Annotated in this window: 15 protein-coding genes; 5 read left to right on the top strand and 10 right to left on the bottom strand. The window is 68.8% G+C overall.

Features of this window, described 5'->3' with window-relative positions; translation table 11 throughout:
- Positions 1-34: 34 nt before the first annotated feature.
- On the bottom strand, positions 35-769 hold the full coding sequence (locus ACFQRE_RS12960; protein ID WP_380124266.1) for an LOG family protein: 735 nt from the start codon (positions 767-769) through the stop codon (positions 35-37).
- Between the two features lie 102 nt (positions 770-871).
- Positions 872-1,954: a succinyl-diaminopimelate desuccinylase gene (gene dapE / locus ACFQRE_RS12955; RefSeq protein WP_380122923.1), complete on the bottom strand. Its 1,083-nt coding sequence runs from the start codon at positions 1,952-1,954 to the stop codon at positions 872-874.
- A gap of 84 nt (positions 1,955-2,038) precedes the next feature.
- Here dapE and dapD point away from each other — a divergent pair, with 84 nt between their 5' ends.
- From dapD to ACFQRE_RS12935, 4 genes are all read left to right on the top strand, one after another.
- Entirely contained in the window at positions 2,039-2,962 is a 924-nt protein-coding gene (dapD, locus tag ACFQRE_RS12950; protein WP_380122921.1) for a 2,3,4,5-tetrahydropyridine-2,6-dicarboxylate N-succinyltransferase, read from the top strand.
- Positions 2,962-3,840, top strand: a complete 879-nt coding sequence (locus ACFQRE_RS12945; RefSeq protein ID WP_380122919.1) for a hypothetical protein — start codon at positions 2,962-2,964, stop codon at positions 3,838-3,840. The genes dapD and ACFQRE_RS12945 overlap by 1 nt, the downstream gene beginning before the upstream one ends.
- 295 nt (positions 3,841-4,135) lie before the next feature.
- Positions 4,136-4,717: a TetR/AcrR family transcriptional regulator gene (locus tag ACFQRE_RS12940; protein WP_380122917.1), complete on the top strand. Its 582-nt coding sequence runs from the start codon at positions 4,136-4,138 to the stop codon at positions 4,715-4,717.
- A gap of 74 nt (positions 4,718-4,791) precedes the next feature.
- Entirely contained in the window at positions 4,792-7,152 is a 2,361-nt protein-coding gene (locus ACFQRE_RS12935; RefSeq protein ID WP_380122915.1) for an MMPL family transporter, read from the top strand.
- A gap of 114 nt (positions 7,153-7,266) precedes the next feature.
- On the opposite strand, the gene ACFQRE_RS12930 is transcribed toward ACFQRE_RS12935, so the two are convergent.
- From ACFQRE_RS12930 to fdxA, 4 genes are all read right to left on the bottom strand, one after another.
- The gene (locus tag ACFQRE_RS12930; RefSeq protein WP_380122913.1) at positions 7,267-7,644 is read right to left on the bottom strand and encodes a hypothetical protein; all 378 of its coding nucleotides are present in this window, start codon (positions 7,642-7,644) and stop codon (positions 7,267-7,269) included.
- Entirely contained in the window at positions 7,644-8,942 is a 1,299-nt protein-coding gene (locus tag ACFQRE_RS12925) for a citrate synthase (RefSeq protein ID WP_380122911.1), read from the bottom strand. The genes ACFQRE_RS12930 and ACFQRE_RS12925 overlap by 1 nt, the downstream gene beginning before the upstream one ends.
- A 101-nt stretch (positions 8,943-9,043) precedes the next feature.
- Complete coding sequence (gene dapC, locus ACFQRE_RS12920) at positions 9,044-10,180, bottom strand: succinyldiaminopimelate transaminase (RefSeq protein ID WP_380122909.1); 1,137 nt, start codon at positions 10,178-10,180, stop codon at positions 9,044-9,046.
- A 9-nt stretch (positions 10,181-10,189) separates the two neighbouring features.
- A complete protein-coding gene (gene fdxA, locus ACFQRE_RS12915) occupies positions 10,190-10,519 on the bottom strand; it encodes a ferredoxin (RefSeq protein WP_009775857.1) in 330 nt (109 codons plus the stop codon).
- Positions 10,520-10,539: 20 nt separating this feature from the next.
- On the opposite strand from fdxA, the gene ACFQRE_RS12910 reads away from it, so the two are divergent.
- Complete coding sequence (locus ACFQRE_RS12910; protein WP_380122906.1) at positions 10,540-11,589, top strand: GNAT family N-acetyltransferase; 1,050 nt, start codon at positions 10,540-10,542, stop codon at positions 11,587-11,589.
- 7 nt (positions 11,590-11,596) lie between these two features.
- Here the strand turns inward: ACFQRE_RS12910 and ACFQRE_RS12905 are convergent, their stop codons facing one another.
- Genes ACFQRE_RS12905 through ACFQRE_RS12890 form a run of 4 tightly spaced genes read right to left on the bottom strand, consistent with a single transcriptional unit; the run spans position 11,597 to position 16,537 of the window.
- A complete protein-coding gene (locus tag ACFQRE_RS12905) occupies positions 11,597-13,312 on the bottom strand; it encodes a VanW family protein (protein ID WP_380122904.1) in 1,716 nt (571 codons plus the stop codon).
- Between the two features lie 38 nt (positions 13,313-13,350).
- Positions 13,351-13,866: a flavin reductase family protein gene (locus ACFQRE_RS12900; protein WP_380122901.1), complete on the bottom strand. Its 516-nt coding sequence runs from the start codon at positions 13,864-13,866 to the stop codon at positions 13,351-13,353.
- A complete protein-coding gene (gene mshB, locus ACFQRE_RS12895) occupies positions 13,863-14,729 on the bottom strand; it encodes an N-acetyl-1-D-myo-inositol-2-amino-2-deoxy-alpha-D-glucopyranoside deacetylase (RefSeq protein ID WP_380122899.1) in 867 nt (288 codons plus the stop codon). Before mshB ends, ACFQRE_RS12900 begins: the two co-directional genes overlap by 4 nt.
- Entirely contained in the window at positions 14,726-16,537 is a 1,812-nt protein-coding gene (locus ACFQRE_RS12890) for an ABC transporter substrate-binding protein (protein ID WP_380122897.1), read from the bottom strand. Before ACFQRE_RS12890 ends, mshB begins: the two co-directional genes overlap by 4 nt.
- Positions 16,538-16,553 lie beyond the last annotated feature (16 nt).

The following is a 16,553-nucleotide window of genomic DNA, read 5'->3' as shown; positions in this document are numbered from 1 at the left end:
TTCGCGATCCTAGGTGGAGCTCAGCGGTGGTGGGTCACTCGGCGTGGGTGCCACTGCCCTCGGGAGCGTCGGGAGCCTGGGCCCGGTCGGAGGTGACGATGGCCGCGACCGCTTCCTCGACGTCATCGGTCAGCGTGATGAGGGCGAGGTCCTTGGCGCTGATCGTCCCCGCGGTGAGGGCCGAGGACTGGAGCCAGTCGAGCAGTCCCTGCCAGTAGGCCGTGCCCATGAGGATGATCGGGAACGACGTGACCTTCTGGGTCTGCACGAGGGTGATCGCCTCGAAGAGCTCGTCGAGGGTCCCGAAGCCGCCGGGCAGGACGATGAACCCCTGCGAGTACTTGACGAACATCGTCTTGCGGGCGAAGAAATAGCGGAAGTTCACGCCGAGGTCGACGTATGGGTTGAGGCCGGTCTCGAAGGGCAGCTCGATGCCGAGACCGACCGACGTGCCACCTGCTTCGCACGCTCCCTTGTTGGCCGCCTCCATGGCGCCGGGACCGCCACCGGTGATCACGGCATACCCGGCCTCGACGAGGCTCGCGCCGACACGCACACCCAGGTCGTAGGTGGGGTCGTCCTCGTTGGTGCGGGCCGAGCCGAAGACGCTCACGGCCGGGCCGAGCTCAGCCAGAGCGCCGAAGCCCTCGACGAACTCGGACTGAATTCTCATGACGCGCCACGGATCCGTGTGTACCCAGTCGGCCGAGCCACGGCTGTCGAGGAGTCGCTGGTCGGTCGTCTCGTCCGGCACCTTCGATCGGCGCATGACGACAGGACCCTTGTAGTAGTCCTGCGTCGCATCCCAGGGCTGGGGTGCGTCCTTCGGTGAGTCAGTCGCTGCGTCAGTCACGAGATCAACCTAGGCGAGTCAGGCGAGCCATCTGAGCATGGCGGCCTCGGACGACACGAGCTGGTCGACGGGGCAACGTTCTTCGTCGTGGTGGGCGAGGTTGGGATCGCCCGGACCGAAGTTCACGGCCGGCAGTCCCATCGCCTGGAAGCGCGCGACGTCGGTCCACCCCTGCTTGGCGATGACCTCGACACCGAGCGCCTCGACGAACGCCTTGGCGGCCGGCAGGTCCAGACCCGGGCGCGCTCCCCCGGCGTTGTCGGTGATCTCGAAGGTGAGCCCGTCGAAGACCTCGTGCATGTGCGCGACCGCCTGCTCCTCGCTCGTGTCGGGGGCGTAGCGGTAGTTGACGCTGATGGTGCACCGGTCGGGGATGACGTTGCCGGCGATGCCGCCGGAGATCCCCACGGCGTTGAGTGCCTCGCGGTACTCGAGTCCGTCGACGATCACCGTCTTCGGCTCGTATGCCGTGAGTCGGGTGAGGATCTCGGCTGCGTCGTGGATGGCGTTGTGGCCGTTCCACGGCCGCGCCGAGTGAGCCGCCGCTCCCTTGGTGGTGAGGTCGATGCGGAGCGTGCCCTTGCACCCACCTTCGACGATGGCGCCGGTCGGCTCGAGGAGGACGGCGAAGTCGGCGTCCTCGATGAGCTCGGGGCGCTGCTGCTGGATGTGGAGGAGCCCGTTGAACTCGCTCTCGATCTCCTCGCCTTCGTAGAAGACGTAGGTCACGTCGCGGCTCGGCACGGGAACCGTTGCGGCGAGCCGCAATTGGACAGCGACGCCGCCCTTCATGTCGACGGTGCCACGACCCCAGAGCACCTCGCCCTCACCCTCGCCACCGGGCAGGCGCTTGGTCGGGAGGTTCTTCGGATCGGTCAGCGGCACGGTGTCGATGTGTCCCGCGAGGACCACTCGCTCGTCGTGCCCGAGTTCGGTGCGAGCGACGACGGTGTTGCCAATGCGCGTGATCGTGAGGTGCTCGAGTGGTCGCAGCGCCTCCTCGATCGCATCGCAGACAGCGCCCTCATCACGGCTCACCGACTCGATGTCGCACAGGGCAGCGGTGAGGGTGACTACATCGGCAGTGAGGTCGAGCGGCATACGCCAGACCCTACCGATGCTCGACTCGACCGCTCATGGTGAGGGCATGATCCGCAGACAGGGGCGGGCTCTAGGCTTGTGGCCATGACCGCGCGCACCGCACACGGCTTCGGCCTGCTCACTCTCCATGGCGACAGCGTCCTCGACGCCTGGTTCCCGGCACCGGCCCTGGGTGACGCCGGTGACTCTCAGGAGCCGAGCGAGCTGACCGCGCTGGCGGGGTCGGATGAGGTCCGCGGGGTCACCCTTGAGGTGCGCCTCGTCAAGATCGACCTCGACGCCGCGCCTGCGGACACCGCCGATGGCTGGTTGCGTCTGCACCTGCTGTCCCACCGTCTCGCGGCCCCTAACTCGATCAACCTCGACGGGCTGTTCGGTGCGCTCACCAACGTCGTCTGGACGAGCCAGGGGCCCTGTGCCGTCGAAGGATTCGAGCTGACCCGGGCCGGGATGAGGGCCCGTGGACCGGTCCAGGTCTTCGGCATCGACAAGTTCCCGCGGATGACCGACTACGTCGTGCCCTCCGGTGTGCGGATCGCCGACGCCGACCGGGTGCGTCTCGGCGCCCACCTCGCCAGCGGCACGACCGTCATGCACGAGGGCTTCGTCAACTTCAACGCCGGCACGCTCGGCACGTCGATGGTCGAGGGCCGCATCTCGCAGGGTGTCGTCGTCGGTGACGGCTCCGACATCGGAGGTGGCGCCTCCACGATGGGCACGCTGTCCGGGGGTGGCACCGAGCGGGTGTCGATCGGCGCGCGCTGCCTGCTCGGTGCGGAGTCGGGTCTCGGCATCGCGCTCGGTGACGACTGTGTCATCGAGGCCGGGCTCTATGTCACCGCTGGCACCAAGGTGACCATCCCTGACGGCTCCGTCACCAAGGCCAGCGAGCTCTCAGGGCAGTCCAATCTGCTCTTCCTGCGCAACTCGGTCACCGGCACCGTGGAGGCCCGCCCCCGCGACGGCCACGGCATCGTCCTCAACTCCGTGCTCCACGCCAACGACTGATGCGTTCGACAGGCCGAGTCACCCTCGCCGAGGAGCAGCCCCGTCGCGGCCCTCGTTGGATCGCGCGCGCCCTCGTCCTCTCCCTCGTCGCCCTGGTCGGGCTCGGGGCCTGGTTCGGTGGCCGCGGTCTCTTCCACAGCGTGCTCGGGCCGCGCTGTCAGGCAACAGCCGGCGGCAACTCCGTCGACTTCGACCCCGAGCAGATGAGCAACGCAGCCACGATCACTGCGATCGCCCTGCGCCGGGGCCTGCCGGCCAGGGCCGCGACCATCGCGCTGGCGACGGCCATCCAGGAGTCCAAGCTGCGCAACATCCGCTACGGCGACCGCGACTCCGTGGGGTTGTTCCAGCAGCGCCCATCCCAGGGGTGGGGCACGGTCGAGGAGATCCTCGACCCCGAATACACGACCAACAAGTTCTACGACGCCCTCGTCAAGGTCAAGGACTGGGAGAGCGGCACCATCACGGTCGTCGCGCAGAAGGTCCAGCGCAGCGCCTACCCCGAGGCGTACGCCGACCACGAGCAGGAGGGCCGCATCCTCGCCTCCGCCCTGGCCGGCCACTCCCCCCGTGGCGTCGCCTGCCGCCTCGACGATCCTGAGGGTGAGGCAGACGTCGCGCTGGTCGGACGACTCCTCGACAACGAGTACGACGTGAAGTCCACAGCCAGCGAAGGCACCCTGACCGTCAAGGCGCCCAGCGACCAGATCGCCTGGTCGATCGCGTCCTGGTCCGCCGCCAAGGCCGTCGACACGGGCATCACCGGCGTCACCATCGGCGACCGTCGCTGGACTCGCAGCCGCGACTCCGGGGCATGGGAGTGGAAGGCGACTGACTCCCCCGCCCCCTCCCGTCAGGTCATCCTCCACCTCACCTGACGCTCGTTCACGCAACGGCTTGGGTATGCCGTTCCGTTGCGTTTGGGGTCGCGTGCAAAAACCGGTTCGCCGCAATCCCATCCGCCGCTCGCGCGCTGAGCGCACGCCCACGCAGTGCGTGGGACCCGCCGGCTCCCGCCAGGCCCAGCCAGCGGCGAACCGGCATTTGCACGCTCCGTGTCGGCTCACCTTCCAGCGCCCCAGACGGCGGCAAAACGGCCTCTCGGGGCACCTCCCCGTGCCGTCCAGGCCCCCGTGGGTTGCACTTTTGACTCCATAAGTGCAAACTTGCACTATGGCCTCGGGAAGTGCAGTTTCGCGTCGGGAGCAGACCGCGCGCCGGATCTCGACGTGTGCGCAGGAACTGGCCGTCGAGCACGGCTTCGACGGGTTCACCCTCGACGAGCTGGCCGAGAAGGTCGGGGTGTCCCGGCGGACGTTGTTCAACTACTTCCCGGGCAAGGAGGCTGCCGTTCTCAACAGCCCCGACTGCATCGAGCCGGATGCTCTCGAGGTCTTCGTGGCGGGCGGGCCGGAAGGTCACCTGCTGAAGGACCTCGGACACCTCGTCGTGAGCCTCTACACGCGCGAGGAGCCGACGAAGGACGACTGGCACCGCATCCACGCGCTGTTCGAACGCAACCCGCGGCTCATCTCCGTGGCGAAGGAACGCTTCGGAACCATGGCCGCCGAGGTCTGTCTGGCCACGGAGACCCGGGAGGGACTGCCCTCCGGGCACCGGCGGGCCCGCATCGCCGTCGCGCTCATTGCAGGGATCTTCCAGGACACGCTCACGTCCTTCCTCACCGACGAGGACGGCGACTTCCCCACTGACTTCATGGCTGGTGTCGACGAAGCCACCCGCCTTCTCGCCTGACCGACCACGCAACCGCTGCGTGGTCCTGACGGCACCACTCCACCCACACACCTCCACCAAGGAGCAGCTTCGCCATGGCGACCTATCTCTATCGACTGGGCCGGACGGCATACCGTCGCTGGCCGTACTTCATCGCGGCCTGGCTGGTCGCGCTCGTCGCCATCGGCGGGGTCGCGACGACGATCTCCAAGCCGATGATCGACAAGTTCTCCATCCCAGGCATCCCGTCCGAGCAGGCGGCGCAGCTCCAGCAGGAGCTCTTCCCGCAGACCGGGGACGCCTTCGACCAAGCCACCGCCACCGTCGTCATCGCGGCGCCAGAGGGTCAGAAGCTCTCCGACCCGACCAACACCGCCAAGGTCGATGCCCTCCTCAGCGACCTCAAGGGCCTCCCCCAGATGCCTGTCGAGGGCACGCCGGGCGCCGCGCAACTCGTGAGCCCCGTGGCGGCCGCCGACAGTCAGCGCGAGCAGATGCTCAAGGCCGCGACCGAGCAGGGCACGCCGGCGGCCGAAGCGGAGGCCAACGCCGCTGCCCTGTCGCCACTGAGCGCTGACGGCCGCATCGGCACCATCACGTGGGCCTTCGACGTCAAGACCGTCACCGACGTCGAGCCGGCGACCCAGGACGCCGTCCTCGCAGCCCTCGACACCGCGCGTGACCAGGGCCTGACGGCCGAGGTCAACGGCGCCGGCATGCAGAGCTTCGCCCCGCCGGGTGGCACGAGCGAACTCATCGGACTCGCGATCGCTGCCCTCGTCCTCATCCTCACCTTCGGCTCCCTCGTGGCCGCCGGCCTCCCGCTCGTCACCGCGGTCATCGGCGTCGGCATCGGCTCCCTGCTCGTCGTCGGAGCGACGGCGTTCTGGGACCTCGGCACGATGACGCCGACCCTTGCCACGATGCTCGGCCTCGCCGTGGGCATCGACTACGCCCTGTTCATCCTCAGCCGCTACCGCAGCGAACTGCGGCACACCGACGACCGCGCCGAAGCAGCGGGTCGCGCCCTGGGCACCGCTGGCTCGGCCGTCGTGTTCGCAGGCCTCACCGTGATCATCGCGCTCGCCGCGCTCTCCCTGGTCAGGATCCCGTTCCTCACGACGATGGGGCTCGCTGCGGCGGCCACGGTGTTCGTGTCGGTCCTCATCGCCCTCACCCTGACGCCGGCCATCCTCGGCATGCTCAAGGGCAAGGCGTTCGCCGGTCGGGTCCGCAAGGAGAAGATCGACGAAGGTGAGGTCGTCAACAACGGCGTCCGTTGGGCCCGACTCGTGGGCCGTGCACCGGCGCTCGTCGCGGTCCTTGCGATTGTCGTCCTCGGCGCTCTCGCCATCCCCATGAAGGATCTCCACCTCGCCCTGCCGTCCGACTCGACCTCGCCGGTGGAGACGACGCAGCGCAAGGCTGCCGACCTCATGACCGACGCCTTCGGTGCCGGCCGCCAGGGCCCGCTCGTCCTCATCGTCGACGGTCGCGACATCAGCGACCCGGAGCAGCGCCCCGCGGCATACGGCGAGGTCGTCACGTGGACTGCCGGCCAGACCGACGTCGCCAACGCGCAGATCGTCGGCATGAACGAAGCAGGCACGGGCGCCCAGATCCTCATCACCCCCAAGAGCGGTCCGGACGACGAAGCCACCCTGACCCTGCTCGAGGACCTGCGCGGCACCAGCGCAGACATCGAGGCCCAGACCGGCACCACCGTCGGCGTCACCGGCCTCACCGCCATCCAGACCGACGTCTCCGAGAAGCTGCAGAGCGCACTGCTCCCCTACCTCGCAGTCGTGGTCGGTCTCGCGTTCATCCTGCTGATGATCGTCTTCCGCTCGATCCTCATCCCGCTCACGGCCACCCTCGGGTTCCTCCTGTCGGTGCTCGCCACCCTGGGGACGACGATCCTCGTGTTCCAGGAGGGCGTCGGTGGGTTCTTCGACGGCGCACCACTCATGAGCTTCATGCCGATCCTCGTCATCGGGATCGTCTTCGGACTGGCGATGGACTACCAGGTCTTCCTCGTGACCCGCATGCGTGAGGCGTTCGTGCACGGAGACACGGCACGCGACGCCGTCGTCGACGGATTCCGCCACGGTGCTCGGGTGGTCGCCGCCGCGGCAGCGATCATGATCTCGGTGTTCTCCGCGTTCATGCTCCAGGACCAGCCGCTCATCCAGTCGATCGGCTTCGCCCTCGCGGCGGCTGTCTTCTTCGACGCGGTGATCGTGCGGATGACCCTCATCCCGGCCCTCATGTACCTCATGGGCGACAAGGCCTGGTGGCTGCCGTGCTGGCTCGACCGGATCCTTCCGAACGTCGACGTCGAGGGCGAGAAGCTCGGCCGTCCGGGCCAGAAGCCCGCAGAGACGTTCGACGAGGTCGACGGCTCGAACGAGCCCGAGGAACGCGAGCTCGTCAGCGCCGGTCGGCACCGCAGCTGAGCACACGGCATACGCGACAGAGTCCCGTCCTGCACGAAGCAGGACGGGGCTCTTGCGTATGCCGGGTGGTCACGGCTTGCACCGCAGGCACCAGCAGTGCGACAGCTACAGCCCTTATCCGTCGCCCAGGTCGGCGATCGTCCGGGAGTCCGCGACGGAGGCCGCGACCATCGCTGCCACGCCCACCATCGCCCCCTTGGAGCGCTCGCTGCGCACCAGCCCCGCGCAGTAAGCGGCGATCCCGAGGTTCAGCGCCACCCGGGCGACCAGCCAGGGTCGCCGATGCCGCCCGACGAGCAAGCCGGGGACCAGCGCGAGGTCGAGTGCGCCGATCGCGCGCAGAGCCGCCGGGTGGTCGCCCAAGGCGAGCACACGGCCGATCCGAGCAGGAGCAGCCACGAGCGCCAGGCCGATGGGCAAGGTCACCCAACCCACCGCGCTGGCCGAACGGAGCGCTGCCTCGCGCTTCGGGGACTCGGCCAGCCGACTCATCAACGGCCCGTGATGGCCTTGTAGTCGCGCTCGGTCTCACCGGTGTAGATCTGGCGCGGGCGGCCGATCTTGGTGTCGGGGTCCTCGATCATCTCGCGCCACTGCGCGATCCAGCCAGGGAGGCGACCCATGGCGAACAGGACCGTGAACATCTTGGTCGGGAAGCCCATCGCCTTGTAGATGAGTCCCGTGTAGAAGTCCACGTTGGGGTAGAGCTTGCGCTCGATGAAGTAGTCGTCCTCGAGCGCCACCTGCTCGAGCTTGAGGGCGATGTCGAGGAGCGGGTCGCGCACGCCGTCCTTGGCCAGGATGGAGTCGGTCGTCTTCTTGATGATCGCGGCGCGCGGGTCGTAGTTCTTGTAGACCCGGTGCCCGAAGCCCATGAGCTTGACGCCGTCTTCCTTGTTCTTGACCTTCTTGACGAAGGTGTCGACGTCGCCGCCGTTCTGGAGGATGCCGTCAAGCATCTCGAGGACGGCCGAGTTCGCGCCACCGTGCAGCGGACCAGAGAGGGCGTGGATGCCTGCGGAGACCGAGTTGAACAGGTTGGCGTGGGCGGAGCCGACCAGGCGCACGGTCGACGTCGAGCAGTTCTGCTCGTGGTCGGCGTGCAGGATGAGGAGCTGGTCGAGAGCCTTGACCATGTCGGGGTCGATGTCGTAGTCCGTGGCCGGGACGCCGAACGTCATGCGCAGGAAGTTCTCGGTGAGCGAGAGCTCGTTGTCCGGGTAGAGGAACGGCTGGCCGATGCTCTTCTTGTAGGCGTAGGCCGCGATCGTCGGCAGCTTGGCGAGGAGGCGGATCGTCGAGATCTCGACGTGCTCCTTGTCGAACGGGTCGAGGCTGTCCTGGTAGAACGTGCCGAGTGCGGACACCGCGGACGACAGGACCGGCATCGGGTGGGCATCGCGCGGGAAGCCGTTGAAGAACGCCTTGAGGTCCTCGTGCAGCATCGTGTGCTGGCGCAGGCGCTCGGTGAAGCTCTCCAGCTCGGTGGTCGAGGGAAGCTCGCCGTAGATGAGGAGATAGGACGTCTCGATGAAGTTCGACTTCTCGGCGAGCTGCTCGATCGGGTAGCCGCGATAGCGCAGGATGCCGGCGTCGCCGTCGATGTAGGTGATCGCGCTGTTGCACGAGGCAGTGTTGACGAACCCGATGTCGAGGGTGGTGTCGCCGGTCTCCTTGAGCAGGGTGGAGATGTCGTATCCGTTGTTGCCCTCGGTGGCCTTGATGAGGGGGAACTTGAGTTCCCTGTCGCGGACCTGGAAGGTCGCGCCAGCGGCTGCGTCGGTGCTCATCGTGTCTTCAATCCTCACGTCTCGGGCGAGGTCGCAGTGGGCGTCGCTCGCGCAGCGTTGACGCTACCCCAGACCCCGGGAACGACGAAAAGAGCGTCCGCTCAGCCGACCGAGAGGCGCTCGGCTGCCGCCCGGATCCGCTCGTCGGACGCCGTGAGTGCGATGCGCACGTGCTGCCGGCCGGCGGTGCCGTAGAAGGTGCCCGGAGCGGCGAGTATGCCGCGTGCGGCCAGCCGCTCCAACGTCACCCAGGCGTCCTCTCCCGCCGTGGCCCAGAGATAGAGGCCCGCCTCGCTGTGCGTGGTCTCGAGTCCGAACGCACGCGCCCCGGCGAGCAGGGTCTCGCGGCGCGCGGCATACACGGCCTTTTGGGCCTCCACGTGGCTCGCGTCCCCGACCGCAGCCGTGAGGGCGACCTGGACCGGCCACGGCACGATCATGCCGGCGTGTTTGCGCACTTCGAGGATCTGCCTGACGAGGCGCGGGTCCCCCGCGACGAACGCCGCGCGATAGCCCGCGAGGTTGGACTGCTTCGACAGCGAGTAGACGCAGAGCAGGCCCTCGTGGGAACCCCCGGTGACGCGAGGATCGAGGATCGACGGCGTGGTCGGTGCGGTCGCTCCGTCGCGGTCGGTGCGCCAGTCGAGCTCGGCGTAACACTCGTCACTGGCGACGATGACGCCGTGCTGACGGGCCCACGCGACGACCTTGGCGAGGTGGTCGACACCGAGCACCTGCCCGGTCGGGTTGCCAGGAGTGTTGAGCCACAACAGTTTTGGAGTCGTCGACGGGGTGAGTGGTCCCAGGGCGGCGAGGCCGTCGACGACCTGGGGGGTCGCCCCGGCGAGGCGCGCACCGACGTCGTAGGTCGGGTAGGCCGCGGACGGGAAGCCCACGATGTCCCCGGCACCGAGCCCGAGAAGCGTCGGCAGCCAGGCCACGAGCTCCTTGCTGCCGATCGTCGGCATGACGCCATCCGGGTCGACGTCGGGCACTCCGCGACGCGTGGCGAACCAGCTCGCCACCGCCTCGCGCAGGGCCGGAGTGCCCCAGGTCTGCGGGTAGCCGGGGGCGTTCGCCGCCGAGCGCAGGGCCTCCTGCACGACCTCGGGCGTCGGGTCGACCGGCGTCCCCACGGAGAGGTCGACCAGACCCAACCCGTCGGTCGTGGCAACAGAACTCGCCCGCTCCTTGACCGGAGCGAGCGAGTCCCAAGGGAAGTCTGGAAGGTGGAGCAAGGGGTGAGGTCAGCCCTCGTCGTGGATCTGCGGGGGGAGGTCCGCGATCAACGGGTGGTCCTTGTTGATCAGGCCCATCTTGGCGGCGCCGCCAGGGCTGCCGAGGTCGTCGAAGAACTCGACGTTGGCCTTGTAGTAGTCGGCCCACTGCTCAGGAGTGTCGTCCTCGTAGTAGATCGCCTCGACGGGGCAGACCGGCTCACACGCACCACAGTCGACACACTCGTCGGGGTGGATGTAGAGCGATCGTTCCCCTTCGTAGATGCAGTCGACGGGGCATTCCTCGATGCAGGCCTTGTCCTTGAGGTCAACACAAGGCTGCGCGATCACGTACGTCATGCGGCCATAGTATGCCGGGCGTGCCTGCCTCCTTCGACGCCGTCCACATAGGAGCTCGTGTCGTCGTCCGAGCGCGTCTCGATCCTCGCCTCCACGCGCCCTACGACGGACCTTCGATGACCGACGCCGTCGGAACCCTCGTCTCGCGCACGGACACCGAGGTCGTCGTCGCCACGCGTCGCGGCGACGTGACGATCCCCCGCGACCGCATCGTCGCAGCCAAGGAGATCCCGCCGAAGCCCAGTCGTCGCGGCTCACCCCACCTCGCGATCTCGATGGCCGACCTCCAACGCGTCATGGGACCGAGCTGGGGCGCCCTCGAGCGCGAGCGGCTCGGCGACTGGGAGCTGCGAGCCTCCGACGGCTTCACCCAGCGGGGCAACTCCGTCCTTCCCGTCGGCGACCCGGGCGTCCCCCTCGCCGACGCGGTGGACCGCATCGAATCTTGGTATGCCGCCCGCGGCCTTCCCTGTCGGGTCGCCGTCACCGGGCCGGTCGGGTTCGACCCGGAAACGGACCCTCTCGGCGCCGAGGTGCTGTCGCGCGGCTGGGTCGCTGCCAGTCGGACCCTCAACCTCACGTCATCGACGGAGCGAGTCGCCGCAGCTGCCCCCGGAGGGCCGGACGTGCGGTCGACCGACGACCTCGACGACGCGTGGTTCGCCGCCTATCGGCTGAGTCGGCCGCAGGTGCCGGAGGTTGCAGTCGGCGTGCTGAGCGGCAGCCCGCGCCAACGCTTCGCCAGCATCGCCCTCGGTGGGGGGCTGGCCCAGAAGCTCGGCGTGAGCACACCCGGCACACGAGACCCCCGGCCCGTGGCGATCGGCCGGGTCGGCATCGCCCACGGGTGGGCCGGGTTGGGCGCCGTGTGGACCGACCCGGCGTTCAGGGGACGCGGCCTCGCCGCGCACCTCACCGGACACCTGGCCGGCGAGGCGCACCGCGACGGCATACACCTGATCCACCTGCAGGTCGAAGCCGACAACACGGACGCCATCCGCCTCTACGAGCGCCTCGGGTTCGAGAGGCACTCGAGCTACGTCTACCTGACGAGCCCTCCGCCCGGCTGAGCAACGGCTACTTGGCGTCGGGGTGCGTGCAGGTGACGTCGTCCTCGGGGTTGTAGTGCGTGTTGAACCTCTCGGTCCGGATGGTCGACCCACCCTGCTTGAAGATCCGGGTGACCGTGACGTCGAAGCCGGGAGTCGGGTTCTGGGTGATGCACGCCGGCGACGGGTCGGTGATCTTCTTGGGCGCGACCACGTTGCGCCGTGGACTCTTCGTCGCGACGATGTCCCACTTCTTGGTGCCGTAGAACGCCACGGTGATCTGACCGCCCGACGAGTTCGCCCGGATCACGATGCCACCGTCGGTGGTGTTGGTCCAACGGTTGTCGGGGTACGGGAACGAGATCGTCGCCTCGCGGCCCTCGGGGTAGCGGGAGATGTAGAAGCCGTGGGCCTGGTACTGCTCGAACTTCACGCCCGCGAAGAATGCCGCGTTGAACAGGGTCGTGGAGACCTGAGAGATGCCGCCGCCGTAGTTCTCGCTGAGACGGCCCTCCGAGATGACACCACCCTTGACGTAGCCCTTCTCCGGAGTGCGCTTGCCGAGAACGGCGTTGAGGCTGAAGGTGCCGCCCGGGGGGACGTAGGTGCCGTTGAGCGTACGCGCGGCGAGCCGAATGTTGCTCACCCGTCCGCCGCCATTGGCCGGGAAGTGGGTGGTGAACGTCGAGATCATGCCCTTGGGGAGCGTCGACTTCGCCTCCTCGGTGGTGAACTTCGGCTGCGACACGGTGACCGGGATGATCGCGGCTCGCTCGTCCGAGGTCAGCGCGGCCGTCACGGGAGCCACGATCTTGGTCGCGTCGAGCGCGACGCCTGTCTTGTGGGGGATGACGGTTGGCTGGCCGCTGCGGTAACTCACGGTGGCGTCCTTGGCCTTGGCCGTGGCGCCTGCGCCATCTGCCGCCTTCGTCACGGCGGCGACGATGAGCTTGTCGTCGAACTTGGGCGCGATCCTGCCCTCTGCGTCGGCGGGGAAGGAGATGGCAGGCGCCAGCGTCGCGGCACTGATCTCGAAGGTCTTGTCGCCTGCCTTGACCCCGATCGGACCGGACATCGCCTTGTCAGCGAACTCGGTCTTGACCCGCTGGAGCTCCTCGGCCGACACCTTGGGCGTCGAAGCGGCGACAGGAACCACGATCGGCGCGCTGCGCGGCCAGGAGGCCGCGATGAGGTCGGCGGTCTTGTCGACCTCGACCGCCTGGCCCTTCACGGGGGCGGACACGGCGACCTTGCCTCCGGTCACGGCGATGGTGCCCTCCTTGGGGGCGACGGCCAGCGCCGCGGACGTCTTGGTCACCGCGGCCTTGAGTTTCGCCTCGTCGACCTCGGTCTTGAGGCTGGGGGTCGCGCCGCCCGTGAGGTGATGGAAGAGCTTGACCGGGTTGAGGCTGAAGCCGGTCAGGTCCTCGACGGAACCATCGAGGTCGATGGCCAGGCCTGCGTCGGCCGGAGCGATGGTGGCCGACTTGCCACCCGCCGTCAGCGTGACCGGCTCGGATCCCCGGTCAGCGACACCGGTCTCGAGCGCCTTGCGGGCCGCCGCCGGACCCAGACCACCGACCTGAACCCCACCGATCTTGGTGTCAGCAGGCGTGCGCCCGCTCGCATAGGCAGCCACACCGACGTAGCCGGCCACAAGCAGGACAAAGGCACCCACGAGCACCGCGACGGTGACCCGTCGGCGTCGGGGTTGACCAAGCTGGTGGTCGAAGGCGTCGGTCATTGCGGTCCTTGGTTCGTTCGGGTGGTTCGTCATGGAGCTCAGGGCAGCGCGGAGTACTGTCCGCGGAAGTGTACGAGGGCAGCGTGCGGATCGCCCGCGAGACGGGCCGCAGCGACCTCCCCCACGATGATGCTGTGGTCCCCGGCCGGGTGGACGTCACGCACCACACACTCAAGGGTCGCCAGCGCCCCGTCAAGCAGGGCGACGCCGCTGGGTGCCCGGGTGTGCGGCGCCCGGTCCATCTGCCCCGGCAGCGGGCGACCGGGTGTGGCGAACCACGCAGCCAGCCGCCGCTGCTCTGCCGCGAGCACGCTGACCCCGAACGTCCCCGACTCGAGGACCGCATCGTGGAAGCGGGCGTCGGTCTCGACGCAGATGAGGAGGAGCACCGGGTCGAGGGAGACGCTCGTGACGGAGTCAGCAGTCAGTGCGTGGTCCTGTCCGGCCGACGTTGTCGTCAGCACGCAGACACCCTTGGCGACCCGTCCCATCACATGGCGATAGGCGTCGACGTCCACGGGGCCACTCGCGCTCCCGTCCCCCGGTGCGGTCATCGTGGGTCCTCGACCAGACCTGGGCGCCGGTCAGCATCTCCCGGGACGAGATCGCCGGTCGTCGGGTCGAGCACGGCGTAGCCCTCACGCCCCGAGAGTCGCGACGCGATGTCGTTGGACAGCGCGAACCAGCCCTCGCCGACGACGACCTGGGTGGCGTGGTGACGCAACGCCTCCTCCTGTCGCGGGACGACCTCGGGATCGATGACGGCGTGCGTGACGACCTCGTCATCGACCACGGACGGTGCCATGGGATCGGAGGGTGACGGCACGGCATACCCGGCGTCTCCCGGAACGTGGGAGGTGAGCCACGCACGATCCTCGACCACCCACGAGCGGGGGGTCAGGGTGACGAAAAGTGTTGGCGCAGAAGGGTTTTCGGCCAGAGCAGCACGGACGGCGTCGTGGACCCGAATGTGGTCGGGGTGCCCGTAACCACCTTCGGCGTCGTAGGTGACGACGACGTCGGGGGCGATCTCGGCGATGGTGGCACGCATGCGCTCCGCGACCTCGAGGAAGTCCCCGCCGGCGAAGGCCCGCGGGTGCTCGAAGGCGGCGGAGCCGACCATGCCCGAATCCCGGTATGCCGGCTGGTCACCCTCGGTGACCGCGCCGAGGTAGTGGTGGGTCACGCCGAGGACCGACACGGCACCCGCGAGCTCACCCCTTCGATGGGCCGCCAGTGGATCGTCGGCAGCCCCCTCGAGATGGGCCAGCTCGGGCGGGATGACCTCGCCCTCCTCACCGAGGGTGCAGGTGAGGACGTGGACGTCGTCGCCGCGCGCGACATGGTGCAGGATCGCCACACCCGTGGCGAGGGTCTCGTCGTCCGGGTGGGCATGGACGAAAAGCAGCCGGGTCACTGGCGAACCGCGATGTCCGCGAACTCCACGACGCCGCCGATGACCTCGTTGGCCGAGAGATTGCGGACGTCGCCGCCCGCGATGTAGAGCGCCCGACGCTCGGCCAGACCGATGTAGGCGCCGAGGGTCTGGAGCCGGACGTCGAGGGCCGTCCAGGCCTTCTCGCGTTCGCCACGGTCGGCGATGGTGTTGATCCGGGCCATCTCGGCGTTGATCTTGGGGTCAGCGAAGTAGCCGTAGTCACGGCCGGGCCCGGCCGCGGTGAGGTTGATCGAACTGTCGAACAGGGCCGGCAGGATCGTGCTCGCCGACGCCCACGCGGGGGCCCAGTTGGACCAGAAGACGTCATAGGACGTGGCGGCCACGGGCTGGGTGATCGTCGTGAAGTACTCGTCCTCGAGCGGGGTGAGCTTGGGGGCGAAGCCGGCCTCGGTCCAACCCGCGACCAGGGACGCCATCGCCTTGTCGGCCACCGGGCTGGAGCGGTAGGCGACCCGGATGGGCACGGGGATCGTCAGCCCGGCCTTGCCGAGCAGCACCTTGGCCATCCCTGCATCGCCGCCGTCGCCGGCCTTGAGCGGGTCGCTCTCGTGTGCCGCCGGAAGCACTGCGGGGATGAGCGAGGTCGCCGGCCGCCCGGTGGTCCCGCCGCCGAGGGCCGTCACATAGGCCTGACGATTGGTCGCCACCGCAAGCGCCTGCCGTGCCTCAACCGTGGCGAACGTCGGGCTCTTCAGATTGGGGACGAGGTAGTCGACGAGACCGGTGCCGGCCGTGACAGAGCGCTCCTTGAGCGCGTCCACCGTGAGCACGTGCTGCTGGATGGCCGGTGGCGCCGATCCGAGCGCCACCGCGCTGCGCGAGTTGTCACCGTCGGCCATGATCTGCTGCGCGACGGTCTGGGTCTCGATGCCCTCTTGGTAGTCGATGCGATCGGGGAAGGCCCGGCGCACCTCGTCGGTCGACGCCTTCCAGTGCGGGTTGCGCTCCCAGGAGCCGCCCGTCGAGGCACGCCACGGCGCGGACAGCCTGTAGGGCCCGTTGGAGAAGACCGCGAAGGTACCGTCGCCACGCTTGTCCTCCGACCGCTTCACCGGCGCGAAGGCGGCCTGGGCCACCATCTCGTTGAAGTCACTCACCGGTGCACTCAGCGCGAACGTGATCGTCGTGCCCCGGCAGGCCACGGCGCTGTTGTATGCCGCGGTGCCGGCCCTCGCAGCCGGGCCGGTGAGGTAGGGACCGGTGTAGACCGAGCTGCCGTTGGGCAGCTTCGGCACGTTGAGGACCGCGAGGGCGTCGGTCGACCCGCCGGTGATGACCTTGGTCGCGAAGCTGCGCGAGATGCCGTACTTGACGTCCTCGCAGGTGACCGGGGTGCCGTCCTCCCACGCGAGGTCGTCACGCAGCGTGAAGGACCACGAGGTCAGGTCCTTGTTGGGCGTGCCCGTGTCGGTGGCGAGGTCGCCCACGAGGCGCGACTGGTTCCGCGGGTCGGTGCTGGGCTGGTACGCGGTGAGCGTGCGCAAGAAGGTGCGCCCGGCGAAGGCGGCATCGTCGCGCGCGCCGATCCGCTGCGGGTCCCAGCTGAGCACCGGCCCGAGGGACAGCGCCTTGATGGTGCCACCACGCTCGTCGGTGCGGTCATGGGACGCGGCGACGGCTGGCGTCGCGGACGAGCCCTCGTCACCTCCCCCGAGGATGCTGCACCCGGCGGCTCCCCCCATCACCATCACGACCACTGCGGCGGTGACGGCCCAGCCCCGACGTCGCGCGGGGCGACGCCGGGACCGGGTGGGGAGAGTTCTCACGAGCAGCCCTTCGTGG

Origin of the sequence: Knoellia pratensis (genome assembly GCF_042666395.1) — a bacterium.
Taxonomy (GTDB): Bacteria; Actinomycetota; Actinomycetes; order Actinomycetales; family Dermatophilaceae; genus Knoellia; species Knoellia pratensis.
The sequence above is the reverse complement of the archived record's forward strand: the minus strand, read 5'-3'. Positions and strand labels throughout refer to the sequence as shown.

Excerpts from the sequence above, each read along its gene's own strand:
- ACFQRE_RS12960 (WP_380124266.1), bottom strand. The coding sequence starts at position 769 with ATGCGCCGATCGAAGGTGCCGGACGAGACGACCGACCAGCGACTCCTC.
- dapE (WP_380122923.1), bottom strand. The coding sequence starts at position 1,954 with ATGCCGCTCGACCTCACTGCCGATGTAGTCACCCTCACCGCTGCCCTG.
- dapD (WP_380122921.1), top strand. The coding sequence starts at position 2,039 with ATGACCGCGCGCACCGCACACGGCTTCGGCCTGCTCACTCTCCATGGC.
- ACFQRE_RS12945 (WP_380122919.1), top strand. The coding sequence starts at position 2,962 with ATGCGTTCGACAGGCCGAGTCACCCTCGCCGAGGAGCAGCCCCGTCGC.
- ACFQRE_RS12940 (WP_380122917.1), top strand. The coding sequence starts at position 4,136 with ATGGCCTCGGGAAGTGCAGTTTCGCGTCGGGAGCAGACCGCGCGCCGG.
- ACFQRE_RS12935 (WP_380122915.1), top strand. The coding sequence starts at position 4,792 with ATGGCGACCTATCTCTATCGACTGGGCCGGACGGCATACCGTCGCTGG.
- ACFQRE_RS12930 (WP_380122913.1), bottom strand. The coding sequence starts at position 7,644 with ATGAGTCGGCTGGCCGAGTCCCCGAAGCGCGAGGCAGCGCTCCGTTCG.
- ACFQRE_RS12925 (WP_380122911.1), bottom strand. The coding sequence starts at position 8,942 with ATGAGCACCGACGCAGCCGCTGGCGCGACCTTCCAGGTCCGCGACAGG.
- fdxA (WP_009775857.1), bottom strand. The coding sequence starts at position 10,519 with ATGACGTACGTGATCGCGCAGCCTTGTGTTGACCTCAAGGACAAGGCC.
- ACFQRE_RS12905 (WP_380122904.1), bottom strand. The coding sequence starts at position 13,312 with ATGACCGACGCCTTCGACCACCAGCTTGGTCAACCCCGACGCCGACGG.
- ACFQRE_RS12900 (WP_380122901.1), bottom strand. The coding sequence starts at position 13,866 with ATGACCGCACCGGGGGACGGGAGCGCGAGTGGCCCCGTGGACGTCGAC.